The organism is Gammaproteobacteria bacterium (assembly GCA_024235095.1).
GTDB lineage: Bacteria > Pseudomonadota > Gammaproteobacteria > Competibacterales > Competibacteraceae > UBA2383.
Genome location: JACKNC010000001.1, coordinates 536245 through 550661 on the forward strand (window position 1 = coordinate 536245; position 14417 = coordinate 550661).

General features: G+C 56.1%; 12 protein-coding genes and 4 tRNA genes. 11 read left to right on the plus strand and 5 right to left on the minus strand.

The window, feature by feature from the left end:
• Nucleotides 1-9 precede the first annotated feature (9 nt).
• From H6973_02255 to H6973_02290, 8 genes are all read left to right on the plus strand, one after another.
• Nucleotides 10-261, plus strand: coding sequence for an AbrB/MazE/SpoVT family DNA-binding domain-containing protein (locus H6973_02255; protein MCP5124485.1), 252 nt, complete (start codon nucleotides 10-12; stop codon nucleotides 259-261).
• Nucleotide 262: 1 nt separating this feature from the next.
• Entirely contained in the window at nucleotides 263-679 is a 417-nt protein-coding gene (locus H6973_02260) for a type II toxin-antitoxin system VapC family toxin (protein MCP5124486.1), read from the plus strand.
• A gap of 86 nt (nucleotides 680-765) precedes the next feature.
• Nucleotides 766-1875, plus strand: a complete 1110-nt coding sequence (lptF, locus tag H6973_02265) for an LPS export ABC transporter permease LptF (protein MCP5124487.1) — start codon at nucleotides 766-768, stop codon at nucleotides 1873-1875.
• Nucleotides 1872-2936, plus strand: coding sequence for an LPS export ABC transporter permease LptG (gene lptG, locus H6973_02270; protein ID MCP5124488.1), 1065 nt, complete (start codon nucleotides 1872-1874; stop codon nucleotides 2934-2936). The genes lptF and lptG overlap by 4 nt, the downstream gene beginning before the upstream one ends.
• 213 nt (nucleotides 2937-3149) lie before the next feature.
• Nucleotides 3150-4529, plus strand: a complete 1380-nt coding sequence (gene glmU / locus H6973_02275; GenBank protein ID MCP5124489.1) for a bifunctional UDP-N-acetylglucosamine diphosphorylase/glucosamine-1-phosphate N-acetyltransferase GlmU — start codon at nucleotides 3150-3152, stop codon at nucleotides 4527-4529.
• Between the two features lie 17 nt (nucleotides 4530-4546).
• Nucleotides 4547-5959 (plus strand): glutamate--tRNA ligase, encoded by a 1413-nt coding sequence (gene gltX, locus H6973_02280; protein MCP5124490.1) that lies wholly within the window; start codon nucleotides 4547-4549, stop codon nucleotides 5957-5959.
• Between the two features lie 74 nt (nucleotides 5960-6033).
• Nucleotides 6034-6109, plus strand: a tRNA-Ala gene (locus tag H6973_02285).
• A gap of 49 nt (nucleotides 6110-6158) precedes the next feature.
• Nucleotides 6159-6234: transfer RNA gene (locus tag H6973_02290), tRNA-Glu, on the plus strand.
• A gap of 311 nt (nucleotides 6235-6545) precedes the next feature.
• Here the strand turns inward: H6973_02290 and H6973_02295 are convergent.
• The 5 genes from H6973_02295 to H6973_02315 form a co-directional block, all read right to left on the minus strand.
• Nucleotides 6546-6619: transfer RNA gene (locus H6973_02295), tRNA-Cys, on the minus strand.
• A gap of 65 nt (nucleotides 6620-6684) precedes the next feature.
• A tRNA-Gly gene (locus tag H6973_02300) sits at nucleotides 6685-6760 on the minus strand.
• A 46-nt stretch (nucleotides 6761-6806) separates the two neighbouring features.
• Nucleotides 6807-7364 (minus strand): CDP-diacylglycerol--glycerol-3-phosphate 3-phosphatidyltransferase, encoded by a 558-nt coding sequence (pgsA, locus tag H6973_02305; protein ID MCP5124491.1) that lies wholly within the window; start codon nucleotides 7362-7364, stop codon nucleotides 6807-6809.
• Nucleotides 7365-7378: 14 nt separating this feature from the next.
• Nucleotides 7379-9190, minus strand: coding sequence for an excinuclease ABC subunit UvrC (gene uvrC / locus H6973_02310; protein ID MCP5124492.1), 1812 nt, complete (start codon nucleotides 9188-9190; stop codon nucleotides 7379-7381).
• A complete protein-coding gene (locus H6973_02315; GenBank protein MCP5124493.1) occupies nucleotides 9187-10530 on the minus strand; it encodes a sigma-54-dependent Fis family transcriptional regulator in 1344 nt (447 codons plus the stop codon). Before H6973_02315 ends, uvrC begins: the two co-directional genes overlap by 4 nt.
• A 409-nt stretch (nucleotides 10531-10939) precedes the next feature.
• On the opposite strand from H6973_02315, the gene H6973_02320 reads away from it, so the two are divergent.
• Genes H6973_02320 through ffh form a run of 3 tightly spaced genes read left to right on the plus strand, consistent with a single transcriptional unit; the run spans nucleotide 10940 to nucleotide 14391 of the window.
• The gene (locus H6973_02320; protein MCP5124494.1) at nucleotides 10940-11977 is read left to right on the plus strand and encodes a quinone-dependent dihydroorotate dehydrogenase; all 1038 of its coding nucleotides are present in this window, start codon (nucleotides 10940-10942) and stop codon (nucleotides 11975-11977) included.
• Nucleotides 11971-12978 (plus strand): tRNA dihydrouridine(20/20a) synthase DusA, encoded by a 1008-nt coding sequence (gene dusA, locus H6973_02325; GenBank protein ID MCP5124495.1) that lies wholly within the window; start codon nucleotides 11971-11973, stop codon nucleotides 12976-12978. Before H6973_02320 ends, dusA begins: the two co-directional genes overlap by 7 nt.
• A 42-nt stretch (nucleotides 12979-13020) precedes the next feature.
• Nucleotides 13021-14391 carry a signal recognition particle protein gene (ffh, locus tag H6973_02330; GenBank protein MCP5124496.1) on the plus strand — a complete coding sequence of 457 codons (1371 nt, stop codon included), beginning with the start codon at nucleotides 13021-13023 and terminating at the stop codon, nucleotides 14389-14391.
• Nucleotides 14392-14417: the final 26 nt, after the last annotated feature.

Here is a 14417-nt window from a genome sequence, read left to right on the forward strand (position 1 = left end):
GAAACGATCATGTCTACCTCCACTGCCGAACGCCGCGCCCGCCTGTTCCGCAATGGCCGCAATCAGGCCGTGCGCATTCCGCGCGAATTCGAATTGCCCGGCCAGGAAGTCGTCATCCGCAAGGACGGCGACCGCCTGGTTCTGGAGCCTGTCAGAAAATTCAACAATATCGCTGAACTCCTCGCCTCCTGGGAAACGATTGAGGATGAGGAGTTTCCCGAAATTGAAGATCCACCCATCAAGTCCGAGGACATCTTTTGACATGGACAGGCCACGCTATCTGTTCGACACCAATCAGTTATCGGCATTGATAAAGCATCCCGTAAGCCGGCTGGCGGAGCGCGTTGCGGCGCTGGATAGCGAGGCGTTTTGCACCAGTGTTATTGTTGCCTGCGAACTGCGCTACGGCACCCTCAAAAAAGGATCTCCGCGTTTAATCGACAAAGTCGATAAACTCCTGGCGCAAGTCAAAGTATTACCCCTGGATGCGAGAGTCGAGCCGCACTACGCGGAAATTCGCGTCGCCCTGGAAAAAGCGGGACAACCCATTGGGCATAACGATCTGCTCATCGCCGCGCACGCCCGCGCCCTGACGCTTACCCTGGTGACGGATAACTTGAGTGGGTTTTCCCGCGTATCAGGACTTGCTGTCGAGAACTGGCTGATCGCTGATGTCTGAACCGGGTATAATTCCACCTCACCCATCGACGTTCATTCCAGAAGCCGGTGCGTCACCCGTTGCACTGACAGGGGAAACTATCCAGCGTGCCTTCGATCATCGACCGTTATTTGATCCGCGAGATCGGTTTAACCTTGCTGGCAACAGTGCCGGTTCTCTTGCTCATTGTCCTCAGCCATCGCCTGGCCGGCTATCTGAACAAGGCCGCCAGCGGTTTGCTGGCCCGGGATTCCATCTTCCTGCTGCTCAGTCTGCAATTGATCGAGGTGCTGATCTTCCTAATGCCATTGGCGTTCCTGTTGAGCGTCATGCTAGCGCTGGGCCGGTTGTACCGCGATCATGAAATGGCGGCGCTGGCGGCGTGTGGTCAAGGTCCACTGTCAGTTTATCACGCCGTATTTCTGCTGGCGGCGCCGGTGGCTTTACTCACAGCGGGTCTGGCGCTGTTCGTAGCCCCGATCACCATGGAATGGCAATTTGAAGTGCTGAATCGGGCGCGCAAGGAAGCCGAAGTTTCAATGTTTACACCCGGAACCTTTCGTGAAGTACTGGAGGGCCGCCATGTAGTGTACATCGGCGCTCTTGAAGAGCGTGAGCTGCGCGACGTTTTTATCCAGACCCGTGAAGCTAACGGCGAACTCAGCATTACCACGGGTGAACGGGGTCGGCAGGAAACCGATGGCCAAGGCATCCGCCACATTGTGCTGGAGCAGGGTCATCGTTACCGGGGTGCGCCGGGCCGTAGCGATTATGATCTACTCAGCTTCGAACAAGCCAAGGTGCGTATTGATACCCGATCGCCTACCGAGACGTGGCGCCACCGGGAGACCTTGCCGACGCAAAAATTACTGCATTCTCGCGAACCCGGACATATTGCTGAGTTGCAGATGCGTCTGAACAGCCCGATGCAGTTGCTGCTGATCGCCTTGTGGGCGCCGTTGCTCGCTCGCGCCAATCCGCGTGAAGGCCGTTATGGGCGGATCGTTGCAGCGATGCTGATCTATACGATTCACTTCAATCTAGTCGGGGTCGGCGAATCCTGGCTGACCCATAGCGTCGTGGATGGGCGTCTGGGCCTATGGTGGGTGCATGGGATTTTCTTGCTGTTCGGCCTGGGATTATGGTTGCATTATCAGGTCGGTGGCCAAATCCTGCGCCGGTTGCTGCGCCTGCTACAGCGCTCCAGAATTTCATGAATCGGCTTGATCGCTACATCTTCCGGGCCGTCGCCACGGCAACGCTGGTGACGTTGCTGGCGTTGCTGCTCCTGCAATTCTTTTTGAGCTTGCTGGTGGAGCTGGAAGATGTGGGCAAAGGCCATTACCACTTCCTAGCGGCTTTGCGCTATCTACTGTTAATCCAGCCCCAGCGCATTTACGAATTATTCCCGATGGCTTTGCTTGTGGGCGCTCTCCTCGGCATGGGCGTACTGGCCAGTGGCAGCGAACTGATTGTGATGCGCGCCGCCGGCCTGTCCCTGACCCGGTTGACCGGGTCGGTCTTACAAGCTGGATTGTTGTTGAGTCTAGCGGTCATAATCGTCGGCGAGTTTGTTGCGCCGCCACTGGAACAATTTGCCCGTGAGCAGCGCGCGGTTGACCAGGGCGCTAATCTGGCCATCCGTGGCGGGCGCGGTTTCTGGGCGCGTGATGGCGAGCGGTTCATTCACGTCCAGGGCGTATTGCCGGGTGTCCGTTTGGCGAATATCCATGTGTTCGATGTCGGCGCGGACGCCCGATTGCAAAGCATCCTGCATGCCGAGAGCGCGCGCTATCAATCCGGGCGCTGGCTGTTGGAAGGCGTTGACCGCAGTATTCTGGAGAAGGATAAGGTGCTAACCGAGCATTTGGCTCACCAGGTCTTTGTTTCCGCGATCAGCCCACAGATTCTGGAGGTGCTGGCCGCTGATCCAGACGAGTTGTCAATTCGCGATCTGCAAATCTATGTCGACTATCTGGAGGATAATGGCCTGGATGCGCAAAGCTATCGGCTGGCGCTGTGGCGCAAGCTGCTGGCGCCTTTGGCTTATTTGGCGATGCTAGTCATTGCGATGCCTTTTGTATTTGGCCCCCAACGTTCGACGGGCGCTGGACAGCGTTTGCTGATCGGACTCTTGCTCGGGTTAGTGTTTTTTCTGCTCAACTACATGTTGGGCAATGTGGTGCTGTTGTATGGTTATCCGCCCCTGGTTGGCGCTATGCTGCCGTCCCTGTTGTTCCTGGGCGCGGGTTTTTACACGCTGCGCCGGTTGCGTTGAAAGAAACTCCGATGCGCGCAGAGTTATTCCTTTGTTGAAGGACGACGTTCTGTATGCGAATTAAGAGCTTCATCCTCAACTCGTTGAAAACCCGATTTCTGGATTTTCGTCAGCAATTCGATGAGTAACGTAACATATTTATATTTAAGGATATTAGTTAGCTCTTAATTCGCATTCTGTACAATAAGTACCATTTTCAGGAGAGACTATCCCATGCAACAGCTTTCAGTGTTGATTCTGGCCGCTGGGCAAGGCAAGCGAATGGTGTCGGATTTGCCCAAGGTGTTACACCGCTTGGGAGGCAGTCCCCTATTAGCCCATGTGCTGACCGCCGCTCACCAGCTTGAGAACGCCGCCACCCGGGTTGTCGTGTATGGACACGGCGGTGAGGCGGTGCGCGCTGCCTTTACCGACGAACCTAATCTGTTGTGGGTTGAACAGGTGGAACGACTGGGCACCGGACATGCGGTGGCGCAGGCCCTGCCCCTGCTTGATGATGCGGGAATTACGTTGGTGCTGTATGGCGATGTGCCCCTAATCCAGTCTGAGACCCTGCAGCCGCTGGTCGATGAGGCCCGGCGAGGTCGGCTGGCGCTGCTGACAGCTGAATTGGATAGCCCGACGGGCTATGGGCGCATCGTCCGTGATGATCAAGGTCAGGTCCAGCGCATTGTCGAAGAGAAAGACGCCACTGCTTCAGAACGTTGCCTGTCCGAGATCAATACCGGGATTCTGGCGGTTTCCACTACAAAGTTGCGGAGTTGGGTTGCTGAGCTGCGTAACGACAATGCACAGGGTGAGTATTATTTAACCGATATCATCGCGCTCGCTGTGCGGGATGGCGTGCCGGTCGAGCCATTCACGGTGACTGGCCCGCTTGAAGTCCAGGGTGTCAACGATCGCCGGCAACTCGCCGAATTGGAGCGTTACTACCAGCGCCGGCAGGCGGAAAAGCTGATGCAGGAGGGCGCAACTTTGCTCGATCCAGCCCGAGTCGATGTGCGCGGCGTTCTCGCGGCCGGACGGGATGTGGTGATCGATGTGAATGTCGTATTCGAGGGAACGGTGCGTTTGGGCAACCGAGTCAAAATTGGGCCGTTTTGCGTATTGAAGGATGCGGTCATCGGCGACGATGTGGAAATTCTCTCGCATTGCTGGATCGACGGCGCGGAAGTCGGGCCGGGTTCACAGATTGGGCCATTCGCTCGCCTGCGGCCGGAAACCCGCCTGGCGGCGGGCGTGCATATCGGCAATTTCGTCGAGACCAAGAAGACCCATATCAGCCCCGGCTCCAAGGTCAACCATCTGACTTATCTGGGAGATGCCGAGATTGGCGCCGGAGTCAACGTCGGCGCCGGCACTATCACTTGTAATTATGATGGCGCCAACAAACACAAGACGGTCATCGAAGATGACGCCTTTATCGGCTCTAACAGTTCGCTGGTGGCCCCGGTGCGAATTGGCCGGGGCGCGACCATTGGCGCCGGGTCATCCGTCAGCCGTGATGTGCCGGAGGGCAGCCTGTGTCTGACGCGCGCGCCGCGCAAGGAAGTGACAAACTGGCAACGACCAGTCAAGTCGAAGAAGCTTTGAGAAACGAAGATCAAAAAATGATCAAGACCCGTTTTGCCCCCAGTCCCACGGGGTATCTGCACATCGGCGGCGCGCGCACGGCGCTGTTTTCCTGGTTGCATGCCCGTCATCACGGCGGCGTTTTCGTCCTGCGCATTGAGGATACGGATCTGGAGCGTTCCACGCCGGAAGCGGTCAACGCCATTCTGGAAGGTATGAACTGGCTGGGACTGGATTATGATGAGGGGCCGTTCTACCAGACGCAACGCTTTGACCGTTACCGCGAGGTGTTGCAAGGTTTGCTACGCGAAGGTCTGGCTTATTACTGCTACTGCACACGGGAAGAATTGGAAGCATTGCGCAGCGAGCAAATGATTCGTAAGGAAAAGCCGCGCTATGACGGTCGCTATCGCAATTATCAGGGGCCGCCCCGCGAGGGGGTGGAGCCGGTAGTGCGCTTCAGAAATCCCCTGGAGGGCGAGGTCGTGGTCGAAGATTTAATTCGCGGCAATATCGTATTCAAGAATGCCGAACTCGATGATCTGATTATCGCTCGCGCCGACGGCACGCCGACCTACAACTTCTGCGTGGTGGTGGATGACATGGATATGGGCATCACTCATGTCATTCGCGGTGATGATCACATTAACAATACGCCGCGACAAATTAACATTCTCAGAGCATTGGGTGCGCCCATTCCCCAATACGGCCATGTGCCGATGATTCAGGGGCCGGACGGCCAAAAATTGTCCAAACGGCATGGCGCGGCCAGCGTGATGGAATATCGCGACCTGGGTTATCTTCCGGAAGCGGTGTTGAATTATCTGGTGCGTCTGGGCTGGTCCCACGGCGATCAGGAAATTTTCTCACTGGACGAGATGATTGAGCTTTTTGATCTGAGCCACTGCAACAAGGCGCCCTCGGCGATCAATCCATCCAAACTGATCTGGCTGAATAAGCATTACTTGAAGACGCTGGATCCGGTGCATGTTGCCCGGCATTTAAGCTGGCAGATCGGTCAATTGGGCGTTGATCCGAGTGAAGGGCCGCATTTAACTGAGGTAGTAGCCGCGTTCGCTGAGCGTTCTGATACGCTGAAAGATATGGCGCAAGCGGCGTTGTTTTTGTATCGAGACTTTGCAGATTACGATGCGAAAGCCGCCAGCAAAAATCTGACTGTCGCTGCCGAGGCGCCTTTGCGGCAGATGCATGAGACGCTGGCGGCTTTGCCGGAATGGCGGGCTGGGGACATTCATGAAGCCGTCAAACAGGTTGCCGAAACCTGCGGACTAGCGCTGGGTAAGGTAGCGCAGCCGTTGCGGGTCGCGGTATCGGGTGCTGCAGTGTCGCCGCCGATCGATGTGACTTTGAAGTTATTGGGTCGGTCAAAAACCCTGGCGCGAGTTGCGCGGGCCTTGGGGTCTATTGGCCAACGGACTGGCGGGAATTAATTGAATGATTGAATGATTGAATGGGGATTGACGAGCACCCAGAAGTTTTTTAGAATAGCTGTCTTCGATTTAAAGGGGCCATAGCTCAGCTGGGAGAGCGCCTGCATGGCATGCAGGAGGTCGTCGGTTCGATCCCGTCTGGCTCCACCAAATCAGCCGTCATTGCGATGACGGTTTGTTTTCTTATTCTCACCTCCACGTCCCCATCGTCTAGAGGCCTAGGACATCGCCCTTTCACGGCGATAACAGGGGTTCGAATCCCCTTGGGGACGCCATCCTTTACGGTATCATGCTAGAACTTGCCCAATAAGCGCCCAATTTACGGGGTTAAACGAGTATGGATTATCCTGGATTGATGCGCCATTGAGCCAGGAACATCGCCGGAAACTGATTCAGGCCGAACTGAAAGAGAACCCGAGAACCTTGGGGTAGCGGGTTAAGATATTGGAACGCTGCCCCGGTTTCTACCCCGCTTTTTAGGTTGGATGCTATGAGACAGGTTAAACGTCATTGGACGCTAAAGGCATGAAAAAACCCGCGTTTGAGCGGGTCATTGGACTTCCTTAAACCGTGTTAAATCCTGTAATGGAGGCTAGGGTCGGAATCGAACCGGCGTCCACGGCTTTGCAGGCCGCTGCATAACCACTCTGCCACCTAGCCTGAATGGGCATTCCGGTCCATTCCCGGACGATAAAAAAACCCCGAAGAATCGAGGCCTGGAAATTTGGAGCGGGAAACGAGACTCGAACTCGCGACCCCAACCTTGGCAAGGTTGTGCTCTACCAACTGAGCTATTCCCGCTACGTAGATCGGGCATTTTATCCTGAAAAAATGGCCTGTCAAGCCCCTATTGCCGCCGAAACGCTGGCCAGGCCGCCGCCAGATAATGGAACATCGACCATAGCGTCAACACTGCAGCAACCACCAGCAAACCCAGCCCTGCTTTGAGTGTCGGAAACAATCCGACCGGCTCCCGATACAACAACAGCAACACTGCCACCATTTGCGCAGTAGTCTTGAACTTGCCGATCATGGAGACCGCGACCCGCCCATGATCGCCAATCTGCGCCATCCACTCCCGCAGCGCCGAAATAGCGATTTCCCGCCCAATGATCACTGCCGCCGCAATCGCCATCAATGGCGTCGGAATCGCTTGCACCAACAACACCAGCGCTGTCGTCACCATCAGCTTGTCGGCAACTGGATCGAGAAACGCGCCAAACGCTGAGGTCTGATTCCAGCGCCGCGCCAGATAGCCATCCAGCCAGTCAGTCAGCGCCGCCAACCCAAACAGGGCGGTGCAAAGCAGATTGGCGCCGCGAAACGACAGGAAAAAGACGCCGACGAATACCGGAATCAGGGCAATGCGCAACAGCGTTAATAAAGTCGGCAGATTCAATCGCATAATTCAACGCACGATCAACCATCGCCATGGAAGGCGTCATAAATCCGCTGAGCCAACTCCGCACTAATGCCCTCTACCCGGGAAAGATCCTCGATGCCAGCTTGCGTCATCTGTTTCACGCCGCCGAATTGTCTCAACAAGGCTTGTCGCCGGCGGGGACCAATCCCGGAAATATCATCCAGCGCCGACCCAGTCCGTGCTTTGGCGCGCCGCTGACGATGACCGGTGACTGCAAAGCGATGCGCTTCATCGCGGATTTGTTGAACCAGATGCAGGGCAATCGAGTCGGCGGATAAAATCACCGGACGGCGTTCATTGAACAGATAGAGCGTCTCTAGGCCCGGTTTACGCTCCGGCCCCTTGGCGATACCGACCGGCATGACCCCCGCTATTTGCAGCTCTTCCAGCATTTCACCCGCCTCGGTTAATTGTCCCTTGCCTCCGTCCACAAAAAGAATATCAGGTAAGCGTCCATTTTCCTCAAGCAATCGGGAATAACGCCGGGTCAGGGCCTGACGCAAGGCTGCGTAATCATCGCCGGGCGCGATTCCTTCAATATTGTAGCGGCGATAATCCGCCTTGAGGGGACCTTCGGCGCCAAAAACGACGCAGGCGGCAACCATTGCCTCGCCACGGGTATGGCTGATGTCAAAGCATTCCAGGCGCGACAGTGCATGATCGACGCTCAGCGCTTCCTGCAACGCCGCTAAACGGCGGCGCATTCCCGCCTGACTGGCCCACTGCGCGGCCAACGCCTGTTCGGCGTTGCGCTGCGCCAGTTCCAGCCAACGCGCCCGCTCGCCGCGTGGATGCGGAATAAGCGCAACTCGTCGGCCTGCCCGCTCCTGGAGCGCCTGCGCGAGCAGTGGCGCATCCAGCGGTTCATGGCTCAGTAGCACCTCGGCGGGAATAACCTTGTCCAGATAATACTGCCCTAGAAAGGCGCTCAGGATGGCGCCGGGTTCCTCATTTTCCGGCAACGTCGGAAAAAAGGCTCGGTTGCCCAGCAAACGACCCTCGCGAAACACAAAAACTTGTACGCAGGCTGCGCCATCGCACAACGCGCAAGCCACGACATCCAGATCGCCGCGTTCCCCTTCGACATGCTGGCGCTGTTGAATGCGTCGCAACTCAATAATCTGATCGCGACAGCGCGCCGCTTCTTCGAATTTCAATTCAGCCGCCAGCGTTTCCATACGCTGCGCCAAGTCTTCAATCACCTGACCGCTGCGACCTTCCAGGAACAATACAGCGTCATGCAACTGGCGCTCGTAAGCCTCGTTGCTAACCAAACCCACGCAGGGCGCGGTGCAACGCTTGATCTGGTATTGCAGGCAGGGACGTGCGCGGGCGCGGAAAAAACTGTCTTCGCACGAACGCAAGCGAAAGATTTTCTGCAGCAGATCTAGTGTATCGCGCACGGCGTTGGCGTTGGGATAGGGTCCGAAATACCGACCTGGACTGCGTTTGGCGCCACGATATAGCGACAAACGGGGAAATGCGTCGGCGGAAACATGTATGTAGGGGTAACCCTTATCGTCGCGCAGCAGGATATTGTAGCGAGGCTGCAATTTCTTGATCAACACGCTTTCCAGAATCAGCGCCTCGACCTCGGTGTGGGTCACCGTAACTTCAATGGCATGAATCTGTGAAACCAGACTCCGGATTTTAGCCGAGGTCTGGTTTTCCCGGAAATAACTGGAAACCCGCTGTTTAAGATTGCGGGCCTTGCCGACATAGAGCATCTGGCCATCTTCGCCCAGCATCCGATAGACGCCGGGCAAGGTGGTCAGGGTTCTGAGAAAGGCTTTCGGATCGAATGTCACATACTATCCCGCCGGATATCGTATTTCTCCATCAAGCGGTAGAGGGTCATGCGCGACACACCTAGCTCTTGCGCAGCGCGGGCAATGTTAAAGCGCGTCCGCAACAAGGTTGCTTGTATCACGTCGCGATCCGCCGCCATCCGCGCTTCATCCAGGGTCACAAACTCGCGAATGTCAGTGCGCCGCTCCAGCTCCAGATCAGTGGGAACGATGTAGGGACCTTCGCTCAACAACACCGCACGGCGAATCCGATTCATCAAATCCCGAACGTTGCCTGGCCAATCATAGCGATTGATCACTTCCAGTGCATCGCGGCTGAACCCTTTGGCTGAGGTGCGCGTTTCTGCGGAAAACTTGGTGAAGAAGTGCCGGGACAGGAGTTCGACATCAGCCTTGCGCTCGCGCAGGGCAGGCGTGCGCAAGTGCAATACATTCAGCCGATAATATAAATCCTCGCGAAACCGGCCTTCCTGCACGGATTGTTCGAGATTGGTGTTGGTTGCGGTAATCAGCCGGACATCGCTGGGAATCGGCTTGGTGCCGCCCACCCGGCGAATTTTCTTCTCTTCCAGAAACCGCAACAGATTCGCTTGCAGTTCTGGAGCCAAGTCGCCGATTTCGTCCAGAAACACCGTGCCGCCATTCGCCGATTCCATCAGACCAACATGACGTTCGTTGGCGCCAGGGAACGCGCCTTTCTCATGTCCGAACAGTTCGGATTGAATCAGGTTCGGCGCCAGGGCTGCACAGTTCATCACCGCGAACGGCGACACCGCCCGGGCTGAATAATCATGGATGGAACGGGCGGTCTGCTCCTTGCCGGTGCCGCTCTCGCCGGTAATCAGCACCGGCACATCGACCTCCGCGGCTTTCTGAATCCCGCGAAACAGCGTTTGCATGACGGCGCTGTTGCCAATCATTCCGTATTGTGATTCCAGCTCGTGCTGTTGCCGAAGGGTGCTCTCGCCTAGAGTGGCCATACCGTAGGCATGTCCCAGGGTAACGACGAGGCGTTGCGCGTCAACCGGCAACGTATGGTAATCGTAGCAGCGTTCGGTGACGATACTGGAAAGCTGCTTGCGATCAATGCATTGGCGAGATAAAGCCAGCACCCATTGCATCTTGCGACGGGCCAGGATCAGATCAGTCAGCCATTGAATGGATCGCTCGGATTCACAGCTGAACAGGATGCCCAGTCCGACTTCGAACTGATGTTCCGTCAACAAGGCTCTAGCTGGGGTGACTTCGTCGGCCCAATAGATTTCCCAGTCAGCCGCCGCAATCTTTTGGAGTAGCGTCTCCTCAACTGTTCCCGTGCTCAGAATTAGAAGCTTGCGCATCGTATTTACCTGCTCTTTGTCATTGTCTGTAGGGGTCTCGACCTTGAAGTCTCATGAAGGTTGCCCTTTTGGTCATTTTGACAGTCACGCAAAATCGACAATTATCGCGTAGAGGTCGAATGAAATATATCGGCTTTTCGTCCGATATTTATTTTTAAATCAAAAATATACTGCCATAATGAGCGCGGATTTCAAACTGCCTCACAACCAGGCGTATACTCATTTTAGCTCGTCATACAAGCCAAATCGCTTCATTGACCATGCATGAAACCATTACTGAGCATAATATTACAAAACATTCGGAATAATGAATACTATTTACTCAACAAAAATTTTCCTGGTTACACCAAGTCCGGGATTTGGCAACCGTTGTTATTGATTACTTTTGTTACTTAAGTTGAGAATTTCAATGTCTTATCATTTTCTGCGCACGCTATTGTTTCAACTTGATCCTGAAAATGCTCACCAGTGGATGAGCATTTTTTTGCGTATCACGCCCCCGTTTCCTCTGAAAACATTCTTCATGCGCCGCGTTCCCGCCGCGCCGCTGCAGGTAATGGGACTACACTTTCCAAATCCAGTCGGGTTAGCGGCAGGTCTGGACAAGAACGGTGAGTGCATCAGGACCTGGGAAGCGCTGGGCTTCGGCTTTATTGAGATCGGAACCGTGACGCCTCGTCCGCAGCCCGGCAACCCGAAACCTCGCATGTTCCGGTTGCCAAAGGCCCAAGCATTGATCAACCGCATGGGTTTCAATAACCGGGGCGTTGATTATTTAGTGGAACAGGCGCAGCGGACCCATTTCAAGGGCGTGCTGGGAATCAACATTGGCAAGAATGCCGATACGCCTGTTGAACAGGCAACCGAGGATTATTTGATCGGTCTGCGCAAGGTCTATTCCTGGGCCAGTTACGTCGCCGTCAACATTTCTTCACCCAATACCCCCGGCTTGCGCGATCTGCAGTATGGCGCGGCGCTTAACCGGTTGTTGGCCGCTTTGAAAGCGGAACAGCAGCGCCTGGCGGATCGCTATGGTCGTTATGTCCCCTTGGCGATAAAAATTGCGCCGGATCTGGCCGATGTAGACTTGGCCACCGTAGGGCAGGCGTTGCTCCGTCATCGAATGGATGCGGTGATTGCCACTAATACGACTTTTTCCCGCGTTGGAGTCGAGCACCTACCTGACTCCGAGGAAACGGGTGGTCTGAGCGGTGCGCCTTTGATGGCGCGCTCTACCGAAGTCGTCCGGCAATTAGCGAACATTCTCGGCGGCGAGCTGCCAATCATTGCTGCTGGCGGCATTCTGAGCGGGGCCGATGCAGCGGCCAAGATTGCGGCGGGCGCCCGTCTGGTACAGATTTATACGGGTCTAATTTATCGAGGGCCGGCATTGATCCGGGAAGCCGTTGAGGCGTTGCGTGAGCAGTCCGGGCAGAAATCATGTTAAACCGTCTGATCTCGATTGCCCCTATGCTCGATTGGACGGATCGACATTGTCGGTTTTTTTTGCGGCTGCTCAGCCGTCGGATAGTGCTTTACACCGAGATGACGACGACCGGTGCGGTGTTGCACGGCGATCGGCAACGTATACTGGCTTATGACCCGGCTGAACATCCCTTGGCCCTGCAATTGGGCGGCAGCGATCCCGATGAATTGGCGCAGTGCGCAAGGATTGCAGCGGATTGGGGTTACGATGAAGTTAATCTGAATGTCGGCTGTCCTAGCGACCGGGTGCAATCCGGCCGATTTGGCGCCTGTCTGATGGCAGAGCCGGCTTTGGTCACGGAGTGCGTCGCGGCGATGCGGGCGGCAGTGGAGCTACCTATCACAGTGAAGACCCGGATCGGTATTGACAGACGAGACTCCTATGAGGAGTTGGCGGATTTTGTCGGTCAGATAGCGACAGGCGGTTGTCAGGTCTTTATCATTCATGCGCGCAAGGCTTGGCTACAGGGTTTAAGTCCCAGGGAAAACCGGGAAATTCCGCCCCTGCGTTATGGGGTTGTGCATCGCCTGAAACAGGATTTTCCCGGACTGACGATCGTGTTAAATGGAGGATTGAGGACCCTGGATCAGATTGCGGAACAGTTGCGGCAAGTCGATGGGGTGATGATCGGGCGAGCGGCTTATGAGAACCCGTATTGGCTGGCCGGGGTAGATGCGCGGTTTTTCGGTTCGGATGCGCCGCCGCCGAGTCGTCATCAGATCATTGAAGCGCTGCTTCCTTATATAGAGAGACAGCTGCGGCAGGGAACGCCATTGCACTGCATAACCCGGCATACTTTGGGACTGTTTCATGGCGTACCGGGCGCGCGGGCGTGGCGGCGGACATTGAGTGAGCGGGCCTGCCGGCGCGGCGCTGGAGTGAAGGTCGTCGAGGGCGCTTGCAACTGGCCGCTGCAAGAAGGCCAAGATATCCAATCTTGCTCAATTCACAGCGACCGGTAATATAGTCCATCTGATTCAAAGCGCATTAAAGGTCAATTCCGCATGTTTGAAAATCTCAGCGAACGACTGCTCCGCACCATTAAGAACCTGCGTGGCCAGGGCCGCCTGACCGAGGACAATATCAAGGACGCCTTGCGCGAAGTTCGCATGGCGCTCCTGGAGGCCGACGTGGCGTTACCCGTCGTGCGCGAATTCATCAATCGGGTGCGCGAACGGGCTGTTGGCGGGGAGGTGCTGCTCAGCCTGACCCCTGGCCAAGTGTTGATCAAGATCGTTCATGAAGAACTGATCCGCACGATGGGCGAGGCCAATGCTGAATTGAATCTGCGAACGCAACCGCCGGCGGTAGTGCTCATGGCCGGTCTGCAAGGCTCAGGCAAGACCACCAGCGTCGCCAAGCTGGCCCGCTGGATTAAGGAGCATCAGCGCAAGAAGGCGATGGTGGTCAGCTGCGACGTGTATCGACCGGCGGCCATCGAACAGTTGCGCAAGCTGGCCAGCGAGGTCGGCGCTGAATTCTTCCCCAGCGATCCAGGGCAAGAACCTGAAGCCATTGCCCGCCAGGCTCTGGAGCATGCTCGCTTGCACGGGATGGATGCGTTGATTGTTGATACTGCAGGTCGTCTGCATGTCGATGAGCAAATGATGGCGGAAATCCAGCGGCTGCATGTTGTGCTGGAGCCAATTGAAACTTTGTTCGTGGTCGACAGCATGACCGGTCAGGACGCTGCTAACACGGCTCAGGCCTTCAACGCCGCGCTACCGTTGACCGGGGTGGTGTTGACCAAAACTGACGGTGATGCGCGTGGCGGCGCGGCGTTGTCGATCCGCCAGATTACCGGCCAACCGATCAAATTTCTGGGCGTGGGCGAAAAGACCGCTGCGCTGGAGCCATTTTTCCCCGACCGGGTGGCTTCCCGGATTCTTGGCATGGGCGATGTCCTGAGCCTAGTGGAGGAAATGGAGCGCAAGGTCGACAAGGAGAAAGCGCTCAAACTGGCTCAGAAAGTTCAAAAAGGCAAAGGTTTTGATCTGGAGGATTTTCGTGAACAAATGGAGCAAATGATGGGCATGGGCGGCATTGCCGGGTTGCTGGAGAAAATGCCGGGGTTCAACGCCGCGCCGTCCGCGCTCAAGGAGCAGGCGACTGATAAAGAGGTCAAGCGCTTAATTGCCATCATTAATTCCATGACGCCGGGGGAGCGCCGCTTCCCGGATATTATCAAAGGCTCGCGCAAACGCCGGATCGCAGCCGGTTCGGGAACCCAGATTCAGGATGTGAATCGTCTGCTCAAGCAATTCAGCCAGGCGCAAAAGATGATGAAGAAGATGAAAGGCGGCGGCATGATGAAGATGATGCGCGGCTTGCAGGGCCGGTTACCGCCAGGCAGTTTGCCGCCGATGAAGTTTTAATCCGCTCCTTAGCATTCGCACACGAT

Bases quoted from the DNA above. Each gene is read 5' to 3' on its own strand.
- H6973_02320 (MCP5124494.1), top strand. From the start codon at position 10,940: ATGTCTTATCATTTTCTGCGCACGCTATTGTTTCAACTTGATCCTGAA.
- lptG (MCP5124488.1), top strand. From the start codon at position 1,872: ATGAATCGGCTTGATCGCTACATCTTCCGGGCCGTCGCCACGGCAACG.
- H6973_02260 (MCP5124486.1), top strand. From the start codon at position 263: ATGGACAGGCCACGCTATCTGTTCGACACCAATCAGTTATCGGCATTG.
- ffh (MCP5124496.1), top strand. From the start codon at position 13,021: ATGTTTGAAAATCTCAGCGAACGACTGCTCCGCACCATTAAGAACCTG.
- glmU (MCP5124489.1), top strand. From the start codon at position 3,150: ATGCAACAGCTTTCAGTGTTGATTCTGGCCGCTGGGCAAGGCAAGCGA.
- gltX (MCP5124490.1), top strand. From the start codon at position 4,547: ATGATCAAGACCCGTTTTGCCCCCAGTCCCACGGGGTATCTGCACATC.
- H6973_02255 (MCP5124485.1), top strand. From the start codon at position 10: ATGTCTACCTCCACTGCCGAACGCCGCGCCCGCCTGTTCCGCAATGGC.
- pgsA (MCP5124491.1), bottom strand. From the start codon at position 7,364: ATGCGATTGAATCTGCCGACTTTATTAACGCTGTTGCGCATTGCCCTG.
- H6973_02315 (MCP5124493.1), bottom strand. From the start codon at position 10,530: ATGCGCAAGCTTCTAATTCTGAGCACGGGAACAGTTGAGGAGACGCTA.
- dusA (MCP5124495.1), top strand. From the start codon at position 11,971: ATGTTAAACCGTCTGATCTCGATTGCCCCTATGCTCGATTGGACGGAT.